The organism is Streptomyces sp. NPDC020801, from assembly GCF_044334385.1.
In the GTDB taxonomy this organism is placed as follows: Bacteria; Actinomycetota; Actinomycetes; order Streptomycetales; family Streptomycetaceae; genus Streptomyces.
The window spans coordinates 93,722-112,535 of the sequence record NZ_JBIRST010000016.1 but is presented as its reverse complement, the minus strand read 5'-3'; the positions used below and the strand labels follow the sequence as shown (position 1 = coordinate 112,535).

Annotated in this window: 18 protein-coding genes and 1 pseudogene; 13 read left to right on the top strand and 6 right to left on the bottom strand. The window is 73.3% G+C overall.

Going from position 1 to position 18,814, the window contains the following annotated elements:
* From ACH4UM_RS28910 to ACH4UM_RS28900, 3 genes and pseudogenes are all read right to left on the bottom strand, one after another.
* Positions 1-242, bottom strand: a pseudogene (locus tag ACH4UM_RS28910) (hypothetical protein); the annotation flags it as partial.
* A 135-nt stretch (positions 243-377) separates the two neighbouring features.
* Positions 378-1,751: a cryptochrome/photolyase family protein gene (locus tag ACH4UM_RS28905; RefSeq protein WP_398185380.1), complete on the bottom strand. Its 1,374-nt coding sequence runs from the start codon at positions 1,749-1,751 to the stop codon at positions 378-380.
* 83 nt (positions 1,752-1,834) lie between these two features.
* Positions 1,835-3,367, bottom strand: coding sequence for an SDR family oxidoreductase (locus ACH4UM_RS28900; protein ID WP_398185377.1), 1,533 nt, complete (start codon positions 3,365-3,367; stop codon positions 1,835-1,837).
* A gap of 121 nt (positions 3,368-3,488) precedes the next feature.
* Here ACH4UM_RS28900 and ACH4UM_RS28895 point away from each other — a divergent pair, with 121 nt between their 5' ends.
* The 3 genes from ACH4UM_RS28895 to ACH4UM_RS28885 all read left to right on the top strand — a co-directional run bounded on the left by ACH4UM_RS28895 (position 3,489) and on the right by ACH4UM_RS28885 (position 6,649).
* Positions 3,489-4,004, top strand: coding sequence for a MarR family winged helix-turn-helix transcriptional regulator (locus ACH4UM_RS28895; RefSeq protein ID WP_398185375.1), 516 nt, complete (start codon positions 3,489-3,491; stop codon positions 4,002-4,004).
* Between the two features lie 232 nt (positions 4,005-4,236).
* Positions 4,237-6,354, top strand: coding sequence for an MMPL family transporter (locus ACH4UM_RS28890; protein ID WP_398185372.1), 2,118 nt, complete (start codon positions 4,237-4,239; stop codon positions 6,352-6,354).
* Between the two features lie 127 nt (positions 6,355-6,481).
* On the top strand, positions 6,482-6,649 hold the full coding sequence (locus tag ACH4UM_RS28885; RefSeq protein ID WP_398185370.1) for a hypothetical protein: 168 nt from the start codon (positions 6,482-6,484) through the stop codon (positions 6,647-6,649).
* 207 nt (positions 6,650-6,856) lie between these two features.
* Here the strand turns inward: ACH4UM_RS28885 and ACH4UM_RS28880 are convergent, their stop codons facing one another.
* Entirely contained in the window at positions 6,857-7,948 is a 1,092-nt protein-coding gene (locus tag ACH4UM_RS28880) for an acyl-CoA dehydrogenase family protein (RefSeq protein WP_398185367.1), read from the bottom strand.
* Between the two features lie 98 nt (positions 7,949-8,046).
* Here ACH4UM_RS28880 and ACH4UM_RS28875 point away from each other — a divergent pair, with 98 nt between their 5' ends.
* From ACH4UM_RS28875 to ACH4UM_RS28850, 6 genes are all read left to right on the top strand, one after another.
* Entirely contained in the window at positions 8,047-8,403 is a 357-nt protein-coding gene (locus ACH4UM_RS28875; RefSeq protein ID WP_398185365.1) for a YciI family protein, read from the top strand.
* Positions 8,403-9,599 carry an RNA polymerase sigma factor gene (locus tag ACH4UM_RS28870; RefSeq protein ID WP_398185362.1) on the top strand — a complete coding sequence of 399 codons (1,197 nt, stop codon included), beginning with the start codon at positions 8,403-8,405 and terminating at the stop codon, positions 9,597-9,599. Before ACH4UM_RS28875 ends, ACH4UM_RS28870 begins: the two co-directional genes overlap by 1 nt.
* 112 nt (positions 9,600-9,711) lie before the next feature.
* Entirely contained in the window at positions 9,712-11,034 is a 1,323-nt protein-coding gene (locus ACH4UM_RS28865; RefSeq protein WP_398185360.1) for an aldehyde dehydrogenase family protein, read from the top strand.
* A gap of 181 nt (positions 11,035-11,215) precedes the next feature.
* The gene (locus tag ACH4UM_RS28860) at positions 11,216-11,926 is read left to right on the top strand and encodes a chitinase (protein ID WP_398185357.1); all 711 of its coding nucleotides are present in this window, start codon (positions 11,216-11,218) and stop codon (positions 11,924-11,926) included.
* Positions 11,927-12,010: 84 nt separating this feature from the next.
* The gene (locus ACH4UM_RS28855) at positions 12,011-13,387 is read left to right on the top strand and encodes an RICIN domain-containing protein (protein WP_398185355.1); all 1,377 of its coding nucleotides are present in this window, start codon (positions 12,011-12,013) and stop codon (positions 13,385-13,387) included.
* Positions 13,388-13,436: 49 nt separating this feature from the next.
* Positions 13,437-14,342, top strand: coding sequence for an aldo/keto reductase (locus ACH4UM_RS28850; protein ID WP_398185353.1), 906 nt, complete (start codon positions 13,437-13,439; stop codon positions 14,340-14,342).
* An 81-nt stretch (positions 14,343-14,423) separates the two neighbouring features.
* Here the strand turns inward: ACH4UM_RS28850 and ACH4UM_RS28845 are convergent, their stop codons facing one another.
* Positions 14,424-15,131, bottom strand: coding sequence for a dienelactone hydrolase family protein (locus tag ACH4UM_RS28845; RefSeq protein ID WP_398185351.1), 708 nt, complete (start codon positions 15,129-15,131; stop codon positions 14,424-14,426).
* 210 nt (positions 15,132-15,341) lie between these two features.
* Between ACH4UM_RS28845 and ACH4UM_RS28840 the strand changes: the two genes are divergently transcribed.
* From ACH4UM_RS28840 to ACH4UM_RS28825, 4 genes are all read left to right on the top strand, one after another.
* Positions 15,342-15,713 (top strand): BlaI/MecI/CopY family transcriptional regulator, encoded by a 372-nt coding sequence (locus tag ACH4UM_RS28840; RefSeq protein ID WP_398185349.1) that lies wholly within the window; start codon positions 15,342-15,344, stop codon positions 15,711-15,713.
* On the top strand, positions 15,710-16,639 hold the full coding sequence (locus tag ACH4UM_RS28835) for a M48 family metalloprotease (RefSeq protein WP_398185346.1): 930 nt from the start codon (positions 15,710-15,712) through the stop codon (positions 16,637-16,639). Before ACH4UM_RS28840 ends, ACH4UM_RS28835 begins: the two co-directional genes overlap by 4 nt.
* A gap of 125 nt (positions 16,640-16,764) precedes the next feature.
* Positions 16,765-17,157, top strand: a complete 393-nt coding sequence (locus ACH4UM_RS28830; RefSeq protein ID WP_398185343.1) for a VOC family protein — start codon at positions 16,765-16,767, stop codon at positions 17,155-17,157.
* A gap of 28 nt (positions 17,158-17,185) precedes the next feature.
* Positions 17,186-18,256, top strand: coding sequence for an adenosine deaminase (locus ACH4UM_RS28825; RefSeq protein WP_398185339.1), 1,071 nt, complete (start codon positions 17,186-17,188; stop codon positions 18,254-18,256).
* Here ACH4UM_RS28825 and ACH4UM_RS28820 read toward each other — a convergent pair.
* Entirely contained in the window at positions 18,238-18,753 is a 516-nt protein-coding gene (locus tag ACH4UM_RS28820) for a DinB family protein (protein ID WP_398185336.1), read from the bottom strand. The two genes, ACH4UM_RS28825 and ACH4UM_RS28820, sit on opposite strands and share 19 nt — an antisense overlap.
* Between the last annotated feature and the right edge of the window lie 61 nt (positions 18,754-18,814).

The window sequence follows — 18,814 nt, the reverse complement described above, 5'->3', positions numbered from 1 at the left end:
CGGTGCGGTGCGGTGCGGTGCGGTGCGGTGCGGTGCGGTGCGGTGCGGTGCGGTGCGGTGCGGTGCGGTGCGGTGCGGTGCGGTGCGGTGCGGTGCGGTGCGGGGCGGTGCGGTGCGGGGCTGGGCGGGTGGCCGCGCATCCGTTCGGCGCGTGCCGGGAGAAGGAACGGGCGTGGCCGTGCGCCGTCCGCGCCCGGGCCGCGGCCGCCCGGCCGCTGCGCGTGCGGTGACCACCGGGCCATCGCTCCAGTGAGGCCTGGCCTCCGGAAGCCCTTGACGAGCAGGGGCCCCATCGAGGGCGCTCCGGCGCCCGGCGGTCGCACGCGCCGACCGCCGAGGTGTCACCCGGCGGCGCGATCCCGCCGGTGGCGCAGCCTTCACTCCCGGCCGCGGGCGCGCCGGAAGCGGGCGAGGCCTTCGGCCAGTTCCACGATCGGGTCCGGGTAGTCCAGCGCGGCCCGGTCCGTGCCCTCGAGCTTCCAGGGTTCGTGCACCGCGGCCCCCTCGACCGGTTCGAGCTCGGGCACCCAACGCCGTACGTACGTCCCGTCCGGGTCGTACCGCTTGGCCTGGGTGACGGGGTTGAGCACCCGGTTGGGGCGGGTGTCGGTGCCGGTTCCCGCCATCCACTGCCAGTTGAGCTGGTTGTTGGCGAGGTCGCCGTCGACCAGGAGGCTCAGGAAGTGCCGGGCGCCGACCCGCCAGTCGACGTAGAGCGTCTTGCTCAGGAAGCTCGCGGTGAGCAGGCGGCCGCGGTTGTGCATCCACCCCTCGTGCCGCAGCTGCCGCATCGCGGCGTCGACGACCGGATATCCGGTGCGGCCCTCCTTCCAGGCCTCGACGTCCTCGCGTGCGGCCCGCTCGGAACGCCAGCGGTCGTGCTTCGTGCGGTAGTCGGCGGCGGCCGCCGCGGGCCGCGCCGCCAGGACCTGCCGGTGGAAGTCGCGCCAGGCGAGCTGCCGTACGAAGGCCTCCGCGCCCGGACCGCCCGCCGCGCGCGTCCGGTGGACCAGCTCGGTCGGGGAGAGGGTGCCGAAGTGCAGGTGGGGGGAGAGGCGGGAAGTGGCGTCGCCGGCCAGGTCGTCGTGGCGGTCCTCGTACGCGGCGACGCCGGCGCGCAGCCAGGCCGTGAAACGCCTGCGTGCCTCGGTCTCCCCACCCGGCGCAAGCCCCTGCGACAGTCCGGCCGGCGCCGGGCGCGCGGGCAGGTCCTCCGAACCGACCTCCTCGGGCACCCGCACGGTGCGCGGGGCGCGGAGCGGATCGCGCAGCCGCTGCTGCGACCACTGCCGGAAGTACGGCGTGAACACCGCGAAGTGGTCCGAGGAGGACGGAACCAGCGACCCGGGCGGCACGGCGGTGGTCACCGTGTCGTGCACGTGCAGCCGGCGCCCCTCCGCCTCCAGAGCCCGGCGCAGCCGTGCCTCGCGCCGATGGGCGTGACCGCTGACGTCGGCCGAGAGATGGACCTCGTCGGCGTCCGTCTCGCCGGCCACCCTGCAGACCTCCTCCACGAGGTCACCGGAGCGCAGGACGAGCCGCCCCCCGCGCCGGCGCAGCCCGGTGTCGAGGTCGCGCAGGCAGTCGGCGAGGAAGGCGAGACGGTTGGGTGCGGCGAACCCGGCCGCGTCCACCGCCCGGTCGCGCACGAACAGGGGCACCACCTGCCGGGAACCCTCCAGTGCGGCGCGCAGCGGCGGATGATCGGTGAGACGCAGGTCGGAGGTGAACAGGACGACCGAGACGTTCATGGCGGTCTCCGGGAGGCGTGACGGGACGGTGATCTGGTACCGGTCAGCTGCTTCCGGCCTTCGGCCCCCGGCGGATGCGCGCGTCAACGGGTACGTACGGGTTGCCCCTCCGGGGTGAGCGGCGGGGTCCTGGCCGCGACCCGGGCGATGTTACGGGCCATGCCGCCGAAGACCAGCGCGTGGAAGGGCGAGACACTCCACCAGTAGGCGTGGCCCGCCAGGCCGTGCGGGTGGAACAGGGCCCGCTGCCGGTAACGGGTGTGCCCGGCGGCGTCCGTGTCGGCGCGCATCTCCAGCCAGGCCAGGCCCGGCAGGCGCATCTCGGCCCGCAGCCGCAGCAGCCGGCCCGGTTCGATCTCCTCCACCCGCCAGAAGTCGAGGGAGTCGCCGACCCGCAGCCGCTGGGCATCGCGCCGCCCGCGGCGCAGCCCGACCCCGCCCGCCAGCCGGTCGAGCCGGCCGCGCAGCGCCCAGGCGAGCGGGAAGGAGTACCAGCCGTTCTCGCCGCCGATGCCCTCGATGACCCGCCACAGCGCCTCGCGCGGCGCGTCGACGATGCGTTCCCGCCGGTCGGTGTAGAGGCTGCCGCCCGCCCAGTCGGGGTCGGTGGGCAGCGGATCACTGGGCGCCCCGGGCACCGACGCGGACGACCAGCGGGTCATGACCTGGGCGTCCCGGACGCGCTGCAGGGCCAGCCGCACCGCCTCCTCGAAGCCGACGGGATGTCCCGGCGGGTCGGGCACGTAGCGGGTGATGTCGTGCTCGCGGCAGACCACCTCGTGCCGCAGGGACTCGGTGAGCGGTCGGGCGATGGACGCGGGCACGGGGGTCACCAGGCCGATCCAGTGGCTGGACAGCCGGGGCGTGAGGACGGGGACGGGGACGATGATCCGGCGCGGCAGGCCCGCGACCGCCGCGTACCGGCGCATCATCTCCCGGTACGTCAGGACGTCCGGCCCACCGATGTCGAAGGTGCGGTTCACGTCGTCGGGCATGCGCGCGCTGCCCACGAGCAGGCGCAGCACGTCCCGTACCGCGATGGGCTGGATCCGGGTCCGCACCCAGCTGGGCGTGACCATCACGGGCAGGCGCTCGGTGAGGTAGCGCAGCATCTCGAAGGAGGCGGAGCCCGATCCGATGATGACGGCGGCCCGCAGCACGGCGGTGGGCACGCCCGAGGCGAGCAGGATGCGGCCCACCTCGGAGCGCGACCGCAGGTGCGGCGAGAGCTCCTCCTCGGGCACCCCGGTCGGCGTGAGACCGCCGAGGTAGACGATGCGGCGGACCCCCGCCGCCCGCGCCTGCTCGCCGAAGATGCGCGCGGCGCGGCGGTCGGTCTCCTCGAAGTCCCCTCCGGAGCCGAGCGCGTGCACCAGGTAGTACGCGACGTCGACGTCCCGCATCGCCTCGGCGACCGAGGCGGCGTCGGTGACGTCGCCTCGCACCACCTCGACTTCCCCGGACCACGGGTGGTCGCGCAGTTTGCCGGGGGAACGGGCCAGACAGCGCACCCGGTGGCCGGCGTCCAGCAGTTCGGGCACGAGCCGGCCGCCGATGTAGCCCGTGGCACCCGTCACCAGGCAGCGCGGTCCCTCTCGCGCCGTGTCACCGTTCATCGGCCCTCCGTCCTCCGCGTCGGCGCCCGGCGGTCGTCCCGTCCACCAGGCTGCTGCTGTGATCACTTCCACACGAGCGGGCCCGGCGGATGCGGGCACCGGCGTTCTATAGGCTGATCGCGTGGCCACAGCAGACGACCGGGCGCAGCGCGCGGTGGGACCGGGTGCGCACGCCGGTCCGGCGGCGAGGGACCTGCAGGTCCTGGCCGTCCAGCTGCGGCGGATGAACGGTGAGATCAACCGTCTGGTGCAGGACTTCGCGAGCGACCACGGGCTGCACGCCACCGACGTCCAGGCGCTGGCGGCCATCCTGGACGCGGACGAGCCGATGACGCCGGGCCGGCTGCGGGCCCATCTGGGGCTCACCTCGGGTGCCGTGACCGCGTGCGTGGACCGCCTCGAACGCGCCGGGCACATCCGCCGGGTGCGCGAGAGCGCCGACCGCAGGGTGGTCCACCTGCACTACGCGGCAGACGCCCGTTCCGCCGCCCGGACGCACTTCCGTCCACTCGCGGAAGCGGCGGCGGCTGCCCGGTCCCGGTTCACCGAGGAGGAACTGGCGGTGGTGGCCCGCTTTCTCGGGGCGATGAACGAGGAACTGTCCCTGCGCCGGTCTTCCGCGGACCGGCCCGGTTAGCGGACCGGCCCGGTTAGCGCACCGGCCCGGTTAGCGCACCGGCCCGGTTAGAGGGCGGTGCATCCGCCGCCCCGTCCGGCGGCGAAGAAACGGGCAGACCCGGGGTTCGATAACTTGATGATTGAGATTGTTTTTCATCGAAGTACCTCGTGTCCCCGAACCCCCAGCGGCAGGGCCCGGCCCGAAGCGGCCTCAGCCCCTCACCGCCCCGTGACCGAACCACAGGAGAACGATGTCGGCCATCCCGCGCCCGGTCCGCTGGCTCATCCCCGTAGCCCTGCTCGTCGTATGGCTGGGCATCGGCGGGACCCTGGGCCCGTATGCCGGGCGGCTCGGCGAGGTAGCCACCAACGACCAGGCGGCCTTCCTGCCGCGCAGCGCGGAGTCCACCGAGGTCATCACCGCGCAGCGCGCCTTCCAGCAGAACGGGACACTGCCGGCCATCGTGGTGTGGACCGGCGACGGCGGTACCGAAGTGCGGTACCGGCAGGCGGCGGCCACCAAGGCGCTGGCCTCGCTGTCCGGCACGCCGGGCGTCGTCGGGCGGACCTCACCGGCCCTGCCCTCCCCGGACGGCAGGGCGTTGCAGGGCGTGGTGCAGCTGCGGCCCGGGCTCGGCGACCGGCTGCCCGGCACCCTCGACCGCGTCAGGGCCGCCGCCGAGCGCGTGCCCGGCACCAGGGCCCGACTGGCCGGCCCCGCCGCGACCCAGGCGGACCTGGCCGACGCCTTCTCGGGCATCGACGGCCTGCTCCTCGGCGTCGCACTCGCCACCGTCCTGGTCATCCTGCTGCTGGTGTACCGCAGCGTGCTGCTGCCCGTGGTGGTCATCCTCGGCGCCGTCCTCGCGCTCGGTCTGGCCTGCGCGATCGTGTACGCGCTCGCCGGCCACGGCGTGGTCGGCGTCGACGGCCAGGTCCAGGGCATCCTGTCCATCCTGGTGATCGGCGCCGCCACCGACTACGCGCTGCTGCTGACCGCCCGCCACCGGGAGGAACTCGCCCGGCACACCGACCGGTTCACGGCCGTCCGGGCCGCCCTGCGGCGGTCCTGGGGGCCGGTCGTGGCCAGCGGGGCGACGGTCGCGCTGGGCCTGCTGGCCCTGCTGATCAGCGATCTCACGAACAACCGGGCCCTCGGGCCGGTCGGCGCCATCGGCATCGGCTGCGCCGTGCTCAGTGCCCTGACCTTCCTGCCCGCCGTGCTCGTCCTGCTCGGCCGTGCCGCCTACTGGCCCGCCTCGCCCCGGCCTGCCGCCGGCACGGACTCCGGCAGCGGGGTCTGGCCGCGCGTCGCCCGGCTGGTCGACGGCTCCGCGCGCAAGGTCTGGGCGATCGCGCTGGTGGGCCTCCTCGCCTGCGCCGCGTTCGCCCCGACCCTCACGTCCAGGGGCGTCCCCCTCGACGAGACCTTCGTGAACGACGCGCCGTCGGTCACCGCCCAGCAGACGCTCGGCCGGCACTTCCCGGCCGGCTCCGGCAACCCGGCGGTGATCATCGCGGACGCCGGCCGCCAGGAGCAGGTCCTCGCGGCGGCCCGCGACACCTCCGGCGTGGCCTCGGCCGCGGGCGTCACCCGGACGGGGCACCCGGGCGGGGAGGCCCTGGTCGTCGACGGCCGGGTGCGGATCGACGTCACGCTGCGCGCCACGCCCGACAGCGACGCGGCCAGGCGGACCGTGGCCCGGCTGCGGTCGGCCGTGCACGCGGTGCCCGGCGCGCACGCCGTGGTCGGCGGCTACACCGCCCAGCAGTACGACACCCTGCGCACGGCCGAACGGGACCGCACCCTCATCGTCCCGGTGGTACTCGCCATCATCTTCACCATCCTGACGGTGCTGCTCCGCTCGCTGCTGATGCCGGCGCTGCTCGTGGCCACCGTGGCACTGAACTTCGTCGCCACCCTCGGCGTCTCGGCCCTCGTCTTCCAGCATGTGTTCGGCTTCACCGGCACCGATCCGTCCGTGCCGCTGTACGGCTTCGTCTTCCTGGTCGCACTGGGCGTCGACTACAACATCTTCCTGATGTCCCGGGTGCGCGAGGAGTCGTTGCGGCACGGCGTGCGCCAGGGCGTCCTGCGGGGCCTGGTCACCACTGGCGGCGTGATCACCGCGGCCGGCGTGGTGCTCGCCGCGACCTTCGCCGCCCTGGGGGTGATCCCGCTGGCCTTCCTGGTCCAGATCGCGTTCATCGTGGCCTTCGGCGTCCTGCTCGACACCCTGGTGGTGCGGTCACTGCTGGTGCCCGCTCTGGTACGGGACATCGGGGCCGGCGCCTGGTGGCCGGGGCGGCTGAGCCGCCGGCGGGACCACGGCGCGGCCGACGGCCCTGGACGGGCCGGACCGGGCTGACCCGCCCGCCCCGAACACCCGGTTCCATGGCCAGTGGACATGGTCCGGCCAGTAGCGGGCAGGCGCATTGTACGCGTTGGAGATCGTCCGTCGCGGTGAAGGAGCGAATGCGGAGGTGTATGCCGGTATGGGCGCGAAGGTGTTGGAGCGGTTTCCTGCGGGAGCTCCGCGCGGATCGTGGCCGGCGGAGGAGTACGCGGCGCGGCGCAGGGCGGAGGGGCAGCCCGCGACCGTGGTGATGGACCTGAAGGACGACGCGTTCCTCGTGGTGGTCCCCACCGCCGAGGAGGACTGACGAGGAGTGGCGTCGCGCCAGTGCCGGCGCGGACGGAGCGCGGACCAGCACCGAAGGGGCGCGGCCGCCCGGACGCGGCGCCCGCCACCTCCACACGCCGCACGACCGGTCCGCCGGAAGAGCCGGCACATCGGCGGGCCGGTGGCCGAACGGCACCCAGCCGAATGCAGGACGCCCTCGGCCCAGGCGCCCTCGGTGAGCCGGGCCTCAGCCGGCCAGATGGCCGAGGTGAGCCCGGCGCACCTCGGCCGTCTGCCCCTGGACCAGCAGGAACATCCCCTCACGTGCCAGCCGCTGGGCCCGGCCGCCCAGGTCCAGGGACCGGCCGCCCCCGGCCACGATCGCGGCGGTCGTCGCGGCCCGCATCAGGTCGTAGGCCCGTGTCTTCAGCGCGAGCCGCTCCTCGATGCGCTCGTGCGGCACCGGGTGGTCCCAGAGGGCGTAGGCCCGCTCCCGGACCTCGTCGAGACGGGTGCCGAGCGCACGCCCCGCCTCTGCCGCCTCCGGGACGCCGTCGAGCAGGGCCAGTGCCGCGTGCGCCACGCCGAAGACGGCCGGGGAGGCGTTGGTGTTGCGGGGGCGGTCGACGAGGGCGAACCGCTCCTGGGGGGTGCGCAGGACGACCGCCTCCTCCGGCAGCCACAGTCCGTCGAGCTCCAGCGACACCGTACGGGCGGCGCCGAGCGCGGCCAGGCGCATGGGTGGTGACGGGCGCAGCCCCGGCTGCTCGCGCGCCTCGGCGAAGGCGAACACCACCTCGGCCGCGTCGGTCACACCGGCCAGCAGCATCATGTCGTTCAGTCCCCACCCCGTGTACCAGGGGACGGTGCCGTCGAAGCGCCACCCGCCGCGCTCGGCCACCGCCCGCACCGGAACCCGGGGGAACGCGCGGACGTGCGCGTAGGCGATCCCGGCGAGCAGTTCGCCGGACGCCAGCGGTCGCAACAGCCGCTCGCGCACCGGGAGTTCGGACATCGCGAGCAGCTTCACGGGAGTGTGGTGCTGCGTCACCACGAACCACGTCGAGCAGCACGCCCCGGCCAGGATCTCCGCCGTCTCCCGGCCCACGGCGGAGGGCGCGGCCGCCCCGCCGTACTCCGCCGGCGCGCTCAGCCCCAGCAGCCCGGACCGCTTCACCGCCCGGATGTGGCTCAGGGGCACCTCCTCCTGATCGACGCATTCGGCGTTCGGGGCGAGCAGGTCCTCCGCGAGCCGGCGGGCCCGGCCGACGAGGAGGTGCGCGTCCGGGGAGTGCGCCTCGGAGGAGTCCGCGTCGGGGCAGTGCGCGTCGAGGGTCATGGAAAAGATTCTCCGGGTGCCGTAGGGCGAGGTGTCGATCCGGGGGTGTGCCGTTCGTGTAGGAGGTGGGACAAAGGCACTATGCCAAGGAGGACGCCATGAAGTACTACCTGCTCAGCGTGATCCAGCCGAGCGAGGGCACGCCGCCCTCGGCCGAGAAGCTCGCGGAGATCATGGGCGACGTCGAGACCTTCCACCAGGAGCTGCGTGCGGCCGGGGCCTGGGTGTTCGCCGGCGGGCTGCACGGCCCGGAGACGGCCACCGTCCTGCGCCCCAAGGGCGAGGACGTGCTGATCACGGACGGGCCCTACGCAGAGGGCAAGGAGTATCTGGGCGGCCTGTGCCTGATCAAGGCGCCCGACCTGGACGCCGCCCTGGAGTGGGGGCGGAAGGCCAGCCGGGCCACCACCCTCCCCATCGAGGTACGGCCCTTCCTGCACCCGGCCGAGGAATGATGCCCGACGCCCTCGACGTCGAGGCCGTCTTCCGCGCCGAGTACGGACGCGCGGTCTCCGTCCTCGTCCGCTTCCTCGGCGACATCGACCTCGCCGAGGAAGCGGTCCAGGACGCCTTCACCACGGCCCTGCGGCGATGGCCGGAGACCGGCGTGCCGCCGAGCCCGGCCGGCTGGATCGTCACCACGGCGCGCAACCGGGCGATCGACCGGCTGCGCCGCGAGTCCTCCCGGGACGCCCGGCACGCCGAGGCGGCCCGGCTGTACGCGCCCGACGTACCGGCCGAGGAGGGACCCGTGCGCGACGACCGGCTCCGCCTGATCTTCACCTGCTGTCATCCCGCGCTGGGCCTCCAGGCGCGGGTGGCGCTCACCCTGCGCCTGCTCGGCGGGCTGACGACGGCGCAGATCGCCCGCGCCTTCCTCGTGCCCGAGGCGACACTGGCCCAGCGGCTGGTCCGGGCGAAGGCGAAGATCCGCAACGCGGGCATTCCCTACCGCGTGCCCGGCGACGCGGATCTGCCCGATCGCCTGGGCGGCGTGCTGGCCGTCGTCTATCTGATCTTCAACGAGGGCTATACGGGTGCTGTCGAGCTGTGCGCCGAAGCGGTACGCCTCGGCCGGCTGCTGTCCGGGCTGATGCCGGACGAACCCGAGGTCACCGGCCTGCTCGCGCTGATGCTGCTCGTCGAGGCGCGCCGCCCGGCCCGGGAGGGCGGCGCCGGTGAGCTGGTGCCGCTTCCCGAGCAGGACCGTACGCGCTGGGACCGCGAGCTGATCGCCGAGGGCCGGGAACTCGTCCGCCGCTGCCTGCGCCGGGGCCGGCCCGGGCCGTACCAGCTCCAGGCCGCGATCAACGCCGTGCACAGCGACGCCCCGACGCCGAAGGCCACCGACTGGGTGCAGATCCTGCGGCTGTACGACCAGCTCATGGCGCTCGCGCCGAGCCCGGTCGTCGCCCTGAACCGGGCGGTCGCCGTCGCCGAGGTCGAGGGCCCGGGGCAGGCCCTCCGTCTCGTGGACGCGCTCGACCTCCACGGCTACCACGTCTTCCACGCCGTCCGCGCCGAGCTGCTGCGCCGTCTCGGCCGGTACGCCGAGGCCGTACGGGCCTACGAGACGGCCGTCGCCCTGACCGGGAGCCCGGCCGAACGCGCCCCTCTCGAACGGCGCAGGCGCGAGTTGGAGTGTGACTGAGGGCACAGCGAGAGCGTCCGCCGGACGGAATTCATTTCGGTGCCTGAAAGGTTGGTAACTACACTGACCGCCGATCCGCGACCGCAAGGACGCGCCCCACCAGCGAGGCACCGTGAACCGTCCCACCCCCGAGCAGCCCGCCGACATCGTGGCCCGGCTGCGCGCCACCTTCCGCACCGGCCGCACCAGGCCCGTCGCATGGCGTACGGCCCAACTCGGCCGCCTGCGCGCGATGCTCACGGAGAAGGGCCCGGAGCTCGCCGCCGCCCTCCACGCCGACCTCGGCAAGAGCTCCGCCGAGGCACACCGCACCGAGATCGACTTCACGATCCGCGAGATCGACCACACCCTCGCCCACCTCGAGGAGTGGCTGCGCCCCGAGCCCGCCCCGGTCCCGGCGCACCTGGGTGGCGACGCGAAGGCCTGGACGCAGTACGACCCGCTCGGCGTCGTCCTCGTCATCGCCCCGTGGAACTACCCGGCCCAGTTGCTGCTCGCACCCATGGTGGGCGCGCTGGCCTCGGGCAACGCGGTCGTCGCCAAGCCCAGCGAACTGGCCCCCGCCACCTCGGCCGTGCTGGCCCGGCTGCTGCCCGCCCACCTCGACACCGACGCGGTCGCCGTGGTCGAGGGTGGCGTCCCGGAGACCACGGCCCTGCTGGCCGAGCGCTTCGACCACGTCTTCTACACCGGCAACGGCGCGGTCGGCCGTGTCGTGATGCGGGCCGCCGCCGAGCACCTCACCCCGGTCACCCTCGAACTCGGCGGCAAGTCCCCGGCTTTCGTCGACCGCGGCACCGACCTGGAGGTGGTCGCGGACCGGCTGGCCCGCGGCAAGTTCCTCAACGCCGGGCAGACCTGCGTGGCCCCGGACTACGTGCTGACCGACCCGAAGACCGCCGCGGCCCTCGAACCGGCTCTGGCCCGTGCCGTCGAGGCGCTCCACGGCGCCGACCCGTCGGCCGACGGCGAGTACGGCCGGATCGTCAACGAACGTCACTTCGACCGGCTCTCCGCTCTGCTCGGCTCCGGCCGTGTGGTCGTGGGCGGCGGCAGTGACCGTGCGGACAGGTACATCGCGCCGACCGTGCTGGCGGACGTCGACCCCGCCTCGCCGGTCATGCAGGAGGAGATCTTCGGTCCGATCCTGCCGATCGTGACGGTGCCGGGCCTGGACGATGCGATCGAGTTCATCAACGACCGGGACAAGCCGCTCGCCCTGTACGTCTTCACCGAGTCCGACGGCACCCGGTGCCGGATCGCGGCCGAGACGTCCTCCGGCGGGCTCGGGTACGGTCTGCCGCTCGCCCATCTCACCGTCTCCGACCTGCCGTTCGGTGGCGTGGGGGAGAGCGGCACGGGCAGCTACCACGGCCGCTACTCCATCGAGACCTTCAGCCACCGCAAGGCGGTCCTGGACAAACCGCTTGGCTGAGAGGGCGGTTGACTGGTCTATACCCTTGACTGGTACAGACCAAAGCGGTTGAGTGTGCCTCCACACCCCCCACCACGGCCGCCCCCACGCCGTGACCGGTACCACCGGTGCGTGCGCACGGGACCGGGCAGCGACCCAGCCCCGTCCGGGAGCGGCCGTGCTCCGCAAAGGAGTTGATCCCGTGTCGAGACGCCGCATCGCCGCAGTCCTGACCTCGCTCGCCGTCTCGGGCGCCGCCCTGGTGCTCCAGCAGGCCCCCACCGCCTCCGCCGCCGGATTCGTCGTGAGCGAGGCACAGTTCAACCAGATGTTCCCGGGCCGGAATTCCTTCTACACCTACGGCGGGCTGACCGCCGCGCTCGGCGCGTACCCCGCGTTCGCCAACACCGGCAGCGACACCGTCAGGAAGCAGGAGGCCGCGGCCTTCCTCGCCAACGTCAGCCATGAGACCGGCGGGCTGGTGTACGTGGTCGAGCAGAACACCGCCAACTACCCGCACTACTGCGACTGGAGCCAGTCGTACGGCTGCCCGGCCGGCCAGGCGGCGTACTACGGGCGCGGCCCCATCCAGCTCAGCTGGAACTTCAACTACAAGGCCGCGGGTGACGCCCTCGGCATCGACCTGCTGAACAACCCCTACCGGGTGCAGAACGACGCCGCCGTCGCCTGGAAGACCGGTCTGTGGTACTGGAACACCCAGACCGGCCCAGGCTCCATGACCGGCCACAACGCCATGGTCGGCGGCGCGGGGTTCGGCCAGAGCATCCGCAGTATCAACGGCGCCCTGGAGTGCGACGGCAGGAACCCGGCCCAGGTGCAGAGCCGGGTCGACGCCTACCGGCGGTTCACGCAGATCCTCGGGGTTTCACCGGGCGGCAACCTCTACTGCTGACGCCCGTCCGTACGGCATGGTGTCATGCACCTGACTATTCGCCAGGGTCGTCGTCACCATCGTCCGGACGAAGGGGACACCGTCATGCGCACCCCCCACGCCCTGCTCGCCACGACCGTCGCGCTGGCCGCGGCGGTCGTGGCCCCTGACGCACACGCATCCACCAGCGCCGCGGCGGTGGTTCCGGCCGCCGGGGCGTACTACGTCCAGAGCGCCACCACCGGCCTCAACGCGGCCGCCGGCGGCGGAGCCGTCGAACAGCACAGTCCCAAGGGCAACGAGGACCACCAGCAGTGGAACCTCAGAGCGAGTGGAACCTCGTACGTCCTGGAGAACGCCGACACGGCGGGCAGCTGCCTCGGCCGCTCCGGCGACCAGGCCCGCACCGTGGCCTGCACGAGCCCCGAGGCGGCCTGGGAGATCACGCCTGCCGGCACCGACCGGTACACCCTCAAGGTCCCCGGGACCGACCGGTACCTCACGGTCGGTGCCAAGCCTGCCGGCGCCAACTACCCCGCCCAGCTGGCCCTCGGCTCCCCGGGAGACCTCGCCGCCTGGTTCCTCACCCCGGTGACGCCGGCCACCGGGCCCATGCCGCCGGCCGGCCAACGCACCCTGGACCAGGTCACCTTCCTGACCGCCCACAACGCCTACGCCAACGGAGTCGACGGCGGATTCGCCCCGCCGTTCGTCAACCTCGTGCCCAACCAGCGCCGCGGCATCGACCAGCAACTCGCCGACGGAGTAAGAGGGTTCATGCTGGACATCCACCAGACCCCGGACGGCGCGATCCTGTGCCACGACAGCTGCACCCTGGTCAGCAGCCCGGTCGCCCTGTGGGTGGACCTGCAGCGCATGGTGAACTTCCTCAGGGCCCACCCGGACCAGTTCGTCACCGTGTTCCTGGAGGACTACGTCGATCCCGGCGTCCTGCGCGACGAGATCGCCCGCGTCGGCGGCCTGTCCGACGTGCTCTACCGGCCCGACCGGACCGGTGTGCGGCTCAGCGGCTGGCCGAAGATGGCAGACCTGATCGCGGCGAACCACCGGCTGCTGATCTTCACCGACCACAGCCGTTCGTCGGACGAGGCGGCGGGGCTGACCCGGGACAGCTTCGGCGTGATGTACCAGCGGGAGTGGACGGTCGAGAACTACTGGTCGATGGGATCGGGCCTCGGCTCCTCCGACTGGTCCTGCTACAGCCGCTGGTACGGAGCCGACACCAACATCCCGCTCACGCACACCGAGCCCGGCTTCCGCCCGCTGTTCGTGATGAACCACTTCCGCGACTTCACCATCGCGGGCACGGCGCAGACCGACAACACCAAACTCGCCGACCGGGCCCGGCGGTTCTGCCAGCCCGCAGCCCGCAAGAAGCCCAACTTCCTCGCCGTGGACCGCTACGACCTGGGCAACCCGGCGGACGCCGTCGGCTCCCTCAACACCTACACGTATCCGTAGGGCGCCGAGCGCACCCGTCCGCGGCCGGGGTGTGTGCGAGACTCCGCCGATGACCTCCGAAACGATCAACGCGGACGCGGCCGGCACCTGGAAACTCGGCGACCTGCCGGTGGGCCGGCTCGGCCTCGGCGCGATGCGGCTGACGGGCAGCGCCGCCTTCCACCTCGGCACGCCGAGCAGGCGGGCGCGGTCGATCGCCGTGCTGCGCAGGGCGGTCGAGCTCGGTGTGAACCACATCGACACCGCGGCCTTCTACTTCTCCGCCCTGCGCTCCGCCAACGAGCTGATCAACAGCGCACTGTCGCCCTACCCCGGCGACCTGCTCATCGCCATCAAGGTCGGCCCCTACCGCGACTACCACGGCGAGTGGGGCACCTCGGCCCGGCCCGACCAACTGCGCGGGCACGTGGAGGAGAACCTGCGCCAGCTCGGCCGTGACCACCTGGACCTGGTCTATCTGCGCCGCATGCGCCAGGACTCGATCGCCGAACACTTCGGCGCCCTGGCCGAGCTGCGCGAGGCGGGTCTGATCCGGCACCTCGGCATCTCCGACGTCGAGCCCCGCCACCTCGCCGAGGCACAGGCCATCGCGCCCGTGGTGAGTGTCCAGAATCGCTTCGGACTCGGTCTGCGCACCCCGGCCGGCGACGAACTCCTTCGCATCTGCGGGGAGCAGGGCATCGCCTTCGTGCCCTTCTACGCAGTGGCGGGCGAGAGCGGGCCGCGGGCCGCCACCGGCACCCACGAGGACGAGGTGCTGGCCGTCGCACGGGCCCACGGCGCGACCCCCACCCAGGTCCGGATCGCCTGGACCCTGCACAAGGGCCCGCACGTGCTGGCCATTCCCGGCACCGGCAACCCCGACCACCTCGTGGAGAACGTGGCGGCCGGCGCGCTCCGCCTCACCGGCGAGGAGACGGCCCGCCTCGACACGCTGCACACCGGGGCCGAGTGAGAGGTCCCCGGCGCCTGCCGTGACGTCGTCCGGTGCCGCCCGCCGCGGCGCCGTCCCGGCGCCGTCGTCGTCCTCCGCCGGTCAGCCGAGCCGCTCGTGCAGGAACGCGACCGTGCTGCGCCAGGCCCGGGCGGCCGAGCCGGGGTCGTGGCTCGGGCGGCGGTCGTTGAAGAAGGCGTGACCGGCCGGGTGGAGACGGAAGTCCGGGGTGATGCCGGACTGCCGCCGGATCGTCTCGCGCAGCTCCTCGACCCTCTCCGGCGCGATGCTGCGGTCGCGCTCGCCGTAGTGACCGAGGATCTGGGCCCGCAGGCCGGAGAAGTCGGGCAGCTCGCCCTGGATCACGCCGTAGAACGGCACCGCCGCGCTCACGCGTGGCTCGGCCGCGGCCAGATACAGCACGAAGCCGCCGCCCATGCAGAAGCCGACCGCGCCGACCGTGTCCGAGGTGACCTCGGGGCGGGACAGGAGGTGGCCGACCGCGCCGGAGAGCAGTTCGACCCCGCGGGAGACCGGCAGGGCCCTCATCATCCGCCGGGCCTCCTCCGCGTCGTGTGCCACGCTCCCGCCGTACAGGTCGGGAGCGAGGGCGACGAAGCCCTCCGCGGCCAGCCGGTCGGCGATGTCCGCAATGTGGTCCGTCAGGCCCCACCACTCCTGGATGACGAGCACGCCGGGCCCGCGTCCGGACGGCGGCGGAGCGAGGTAGCCGTGGGCGGTGGCGCCCGCGCTGGGGAACGTGACGTTCTGCCGGGCGGGGGTCTCGGCCGGCTTCGGCTGCTCGGGCATGGCGCTCAGCTCCTGTGGGGTGCCGCTTCGCTCCGCTCCTCCTGCGAACGACACAGGGAGCACGGGTGTGCGAATCCCTGCGGCCGTTCCCGGCGGTCCCTCCCATAATGGGTGCGGGCGCGGCCACGAGCAGGCGACGGCGCCCGGATGACTACAATCGTGTAGACGGTCTGCTGAGCTGCGGACGAGGACGGGGTGAGGAACGTTCCCATGACCGACGCGAAGGACGAGCGCAGGCCGGCCGGCGAGCTGGAAGCCAGCGTCATGGCCGTCCTGTGGGCGACCGGCGCGCCGCGGACCCCCGGCCAGGTCCAGCTCGGCCTCGGTGCCGATCTGGCCCGCACCACGGTGACCACGATCCTGACCCGGCTGCACGACAAGGGCGTCGTCGGGCGCCGCCGCCAGGGCCGCGGCTACGCCTACTACCCCGTCCAGGACGCGCACGGACTGACCGCCCGCCGTATGCACTCCGAGCTGGACCGCGACACCGACCGCGAGCGGGTCCTCGCCCGCTTCGTCGCCCAGCTCAGCCCCGACGACGAGCGCATCCTGCGCGATCTGCTCGAACCCGGTGAGCAATGACCGCTTTGCTGCTCCTGCCGCTGCTGCTGCCGTTCGCGGTACCGGCGCTGGCCCGGCGCGCGCTCGACCGCCTCGCGCCGGTGACCGCGCTGTGGGTGATCACCGCGTCCGCGGTCGTGCTCGCGGGCTGCTCCCTCGCCGCGCTCGGCGGCTTCGTCCTGACCGGCCTGCTCAAGCTGCCCGTCTTCGCGGCGCTCGGCGAACTCGTCCGCCCGCTGCCCACGGCCTCGGACCTGGTGGTCGTCCCCGCGGCCGCGGTCTCCGTCGGCGCGCTCGCCGTCTGCGCGGGCACGCTCGGGCGCGCGGCGCTGCGGGAGTTCCGCGCCTTCCGCAGCGCCCACACGGAGGCCGACCGCCGGCCCGCCGCGGGCGACCTGTGCGTGGTCGACTCCCCGTACCCGGACGCGTACGCCCTGCCGGGCCGCCCGCACCGCATCGTCGTCACCACCGCGATGCTGCGCAGCCTCGACGCCGCCGAGCGCGAGGTGCTGTTCGCCCACGAGCGGGCCCACAACCGGGGCGGCCACCACTACTTCCTGGCCGCCGCCGAACTCGCCGCGCACTGTCATCCCGCGCTGCGCCCGGTCCGCCGTACCATCCGCCTGGCCGCCGAGCGCGCCGCCGACGAGGCCGCGGCCGAGGCCGTCGGCGACCGCCGCCTGACCGCCCGCGCCATCGCCCGTGCCGCCCTGGCCGGCCAGGATTCCCACTCCGCGCGCCCCGAGTTCGCCCCCGCCGCCACTTCGGGCCCCGTCCCGCACCGGGTCAAGGTGCTCCTCGCCACCCCCCACATCCCGCGTCGCGCCGCGGCCTCGATCGCCGCGCTCCTGGTGGCCTGCTCCGCCGTCTCCTTCGTCTCCTCGGCGAGCGGCATGATCGACCTCCATCACCGGGTGGAGATCGCCCAGGGCGAAGAGTCCCGCTGACCCTCCGCCGATCCTCCGTCGGGCCACCGCCGGACATCCCCGTCCTTCTTCGGGAACAGTGACTGGCGCGCATCGGGTTTTACGTATAACCTCACCCGTCAATCCCACCTCCCCGGAAGGCCCCGATGAGACACGTCGCGCTGGTCACCCTCGTCGTCGAGGACTACGACGAGGCGATCCGCCACTACACCCGGGACCTTGGGTTCCGGCTCGTCGAGGACGCCCCGCGCCCGGACGGCTCCCGCTGGGTCGTCGTCCGGCCGGGTCCCGGGGACGGCACCGGACTGCTGCTCGCCCGTGCCAGGGGCGACGCCCAGCGGGCCCGGATCGGCGACCAGACCGGCCGGCGTGTCGGGTTCTTCCTGCACACCGACGACTTCGCCCGCGACCACGCACGGATGCGGGCGGCCGGTGTGACCTTCCTGGAGGAGCCGCGCCACGAGCCGTACGGGACGGTCGCCGTCTTCCAGGACCGGTACGGCAACAAGTGGGACCTGCTCCAGCCCGCCACCGCGTGACACACCATCTGCCGAGGAAAGACCGCACATGACCGCGCCCCGCATCGACACCGACACCCTCCGCCGGCTCCCCAAGGCCGTGCTGCACGACCACCTCGACGGCGGCCTGCGCCCCGCCACCGTCGTCGAACTCGCGGACGCGGTCGGCCACACCCTGCCCACCACCGATCCCGACGAGCTCGCCGCCTGGTACTTCGAGGCCGCGAACTCCGGTGACCTGGTCCGTTACATAGCCACCTTCGAGCACACCCTCGCCGTGATGCAGACCCGCGAGGGCCTGCTGCGCACCGCCGAGGAGTACGTCCTCGACCTCGCCGCGGACGGCGTGGTCTACGCCGAGGTGCGCTACGCCCCCGAGCTGATGCTCCAGGGCGGCCTGACCCTCGCGGAGGTCGTCGAGACCGTGCAGGAGGGACTCGCGGCCGGCATGGCCAAGGCCGCGGCGGCCGGTACGCCGGTCCGTGTCGGCACGCTGCTGTGCGGCATGCGCATGTTCGACCGCACCCGCGCGACCGCCGACCTCGCCGTCGCCTTCCGCGACGCCGGCGTGGTGGGCTTCGACATCGCCGGCGCCGAGGACGGCTTCCCGCCCGCCGACCACCTGGAGGCCTTCGAGCACCTGCGCCGCGAGAGCGTGCCGTTCACCATCCACGCCGGTGAGGCGCACGGCCTGCCCAGCATCCACCAGGCCCTCCAGGTCTGCGGCGCCCAGCGCATCGGCCATGGCGTGCGCATCACCGAGGACATCGTCGACGGCAAGCTCGGCCGCCTTGCGGGCTGGGTGCGCGACCGCCGCATCGCCCTGGAGATGTGCCCGACGTCCAACCTCCAGACGGGCTGCGCCACCTCGATCGCCGAGCACCCCATCACGGCCCTGAAGGACCTGGGCTTCCGGGTCACCCTCAACACCGACAACCGTCTGGTGTCCGGCACCACGATGACCCGGGAGATGTCCCTGCTGGTCGAGCAGGCCGGCTGGACCGTCGAGGACCTGCGCACGGTCACGGTGAACGCCCTCAAGAGCGCCTTCGTCCCCTTCGACGAGCGCAAGGCCCTCATCGAGGACGTGGTCCTGCCCGGCTACGCGGCCGCGCTCTGAAGCAGTCCCCGGACGTAGGCGGCCTGTCCGACGTGCTGCAGATCGTCGGACAGGACGCTCACCAGGCGCACGCCCAGCGTGACCGGAGGGTCCCAGCGCTCGTCGACGACGCGTTCGAGGTCCTTGGCGGCCAGCCGGCGCAGGGCCTGAACGGTCTGCTCGTGCACGGCGTCGTAGTAGCCCGTCAGCAGTTCACCGGAGGCGACCCGCACCTTGGCGACCTTCGCCGGGCTGTGCCCGTATCCGGTGTCGCGGCGGCCGAGGTCCAGCCCGAAGCGCTTCTCCCAGTCCTGGGTGAGCCACACCTGGTCGAGGCCGAACGCGCCGGCGACGTGGTCGTCCTGTACCCGGGTGAGATGCCAGACCAGCCAGGCGACGGAGTTGGCGTCGGCGGCGGGACGGGCGTCGAGCAGCTCGGCCGGCAGACCGTCGACGACGGCATGGACTTCTTCCCGGATGCGGCCGTAGCCGTCGATGAGGATGTCCTTCGCATGCATACGTCCACCATCGCGCATCACCGTTCCTCATGCGTCCCCAGTCGCGGCCGGCAGGGAACAG

Bases quoted from the DNA above. Each gene is read 5' to 3' on its own strand.
- ACH4UM_RS28900 (WP_398185377.1), bottom strand. From the start codon at position 3,367: ATGAACGGTGACACGGCGCGAGAGGGACCGCGCTGCCTGGTGACGGGT.
- ACH4UM_RS28890 (WP_398185372.1), top strand. From the start codon at position 4,237: ATGTCGGCCATCCCGCGCCCGGTCCGCTGGCTCATCCCCGTAGCCCTG.
- ACH4UM_RS28835 (WP_398185346.1), top strand. From the start codon at position 15,710: ATGACCGCTTTGCTGCTCCTGCCGCTGCTGCTGCCGTTCGCGGTACCG.
- ACH4UM_RS28905 (WP_398185380.1), bottom strand. From the start codon at position 1,751: ATGAACGTCTCGGTCGTCCTGTTCACCTCCGACCTGCGTCTCACCGAT.
- ACH4UM_RS28885 (WP_398185370.1), top strand. From the start codon at position 6,482: ATGGGCGCGAAGGTGTTGGAGCGGTTTCCTGCGGGAGCTCCGCGCGGA.
- ACH4UM_RS28870 (WP_398185362.1), top strand. From the start codon at position 8,403: ATGCCCGACGCCCTCGACGTCGAGGCCGTCTTCCGCGCCGAGTACGGA.
- ACH4UM_RS28880 (WP_398185367.1), bottom strand. From the start codon at position 7,948: ATGACCCTCGACGCGCACTGCCCCGACGCGGACTCCTCCGAGGCGCAC.
- ACH4UM_RS28825 (WP_398185339.1), top strand. From the start codon at position 17,186: ATGACCGCGCCCCGCATCGACACCGACACCCTCCGCCGGCTCCCCAAG.
- ACH4UM_RS28875 (WP_398185365.1), top strand. From the start codon at position 8,047: ATGAAGTACTACCTGCTCAGCGTGATCCAGCCGAGCGAGGGCACGCCG.
- ACH4UM_RS28850 (WP_398185353.1), top strand. From the start codon at position 13,437: ATGACCTCCGAAACGATCAACGCGGACGCGGCCGGCACCTGGAAACTC.
- ACH4UM_RS28830 (WP_398185343.1), top strand. From the start codon at position 16,765: ATGAGACACGTCGCGCTGGTCACCCTCGTCGTCGAGGACTACGACGAG.
- ACH4UM_RS28820 (WP_398185336.1), bottom strand. From the start codon at position 18,753: ATGCATGCGAAGGACATCCTCATCGACGGCTACGGCCGCATCCGGGAA.
- ACH4UM_RS28845 (WP_398185351.1), bottom strand. From the start codon at position 15,131: ATGCCCGAGCAGCCGAAGCCGGCCGAGACCCCCGCCCGGCAGAACGTC.
- ACH4UM_RS28840 (WP_398185349.1), top strand. From the start codon at position 15,342: ATGACCGACGCGAAGGACGAGCGCAGGCCGGCCGGCGAGCTGGAAGCC.
- ACH4UM_RS28855 (WP_398185355.1), top strand. From the start codon at position 12,011: ATGCGCACCCCCCACGCCCTGCTCGCCACGACCGTCGCGCTGGCCGCG.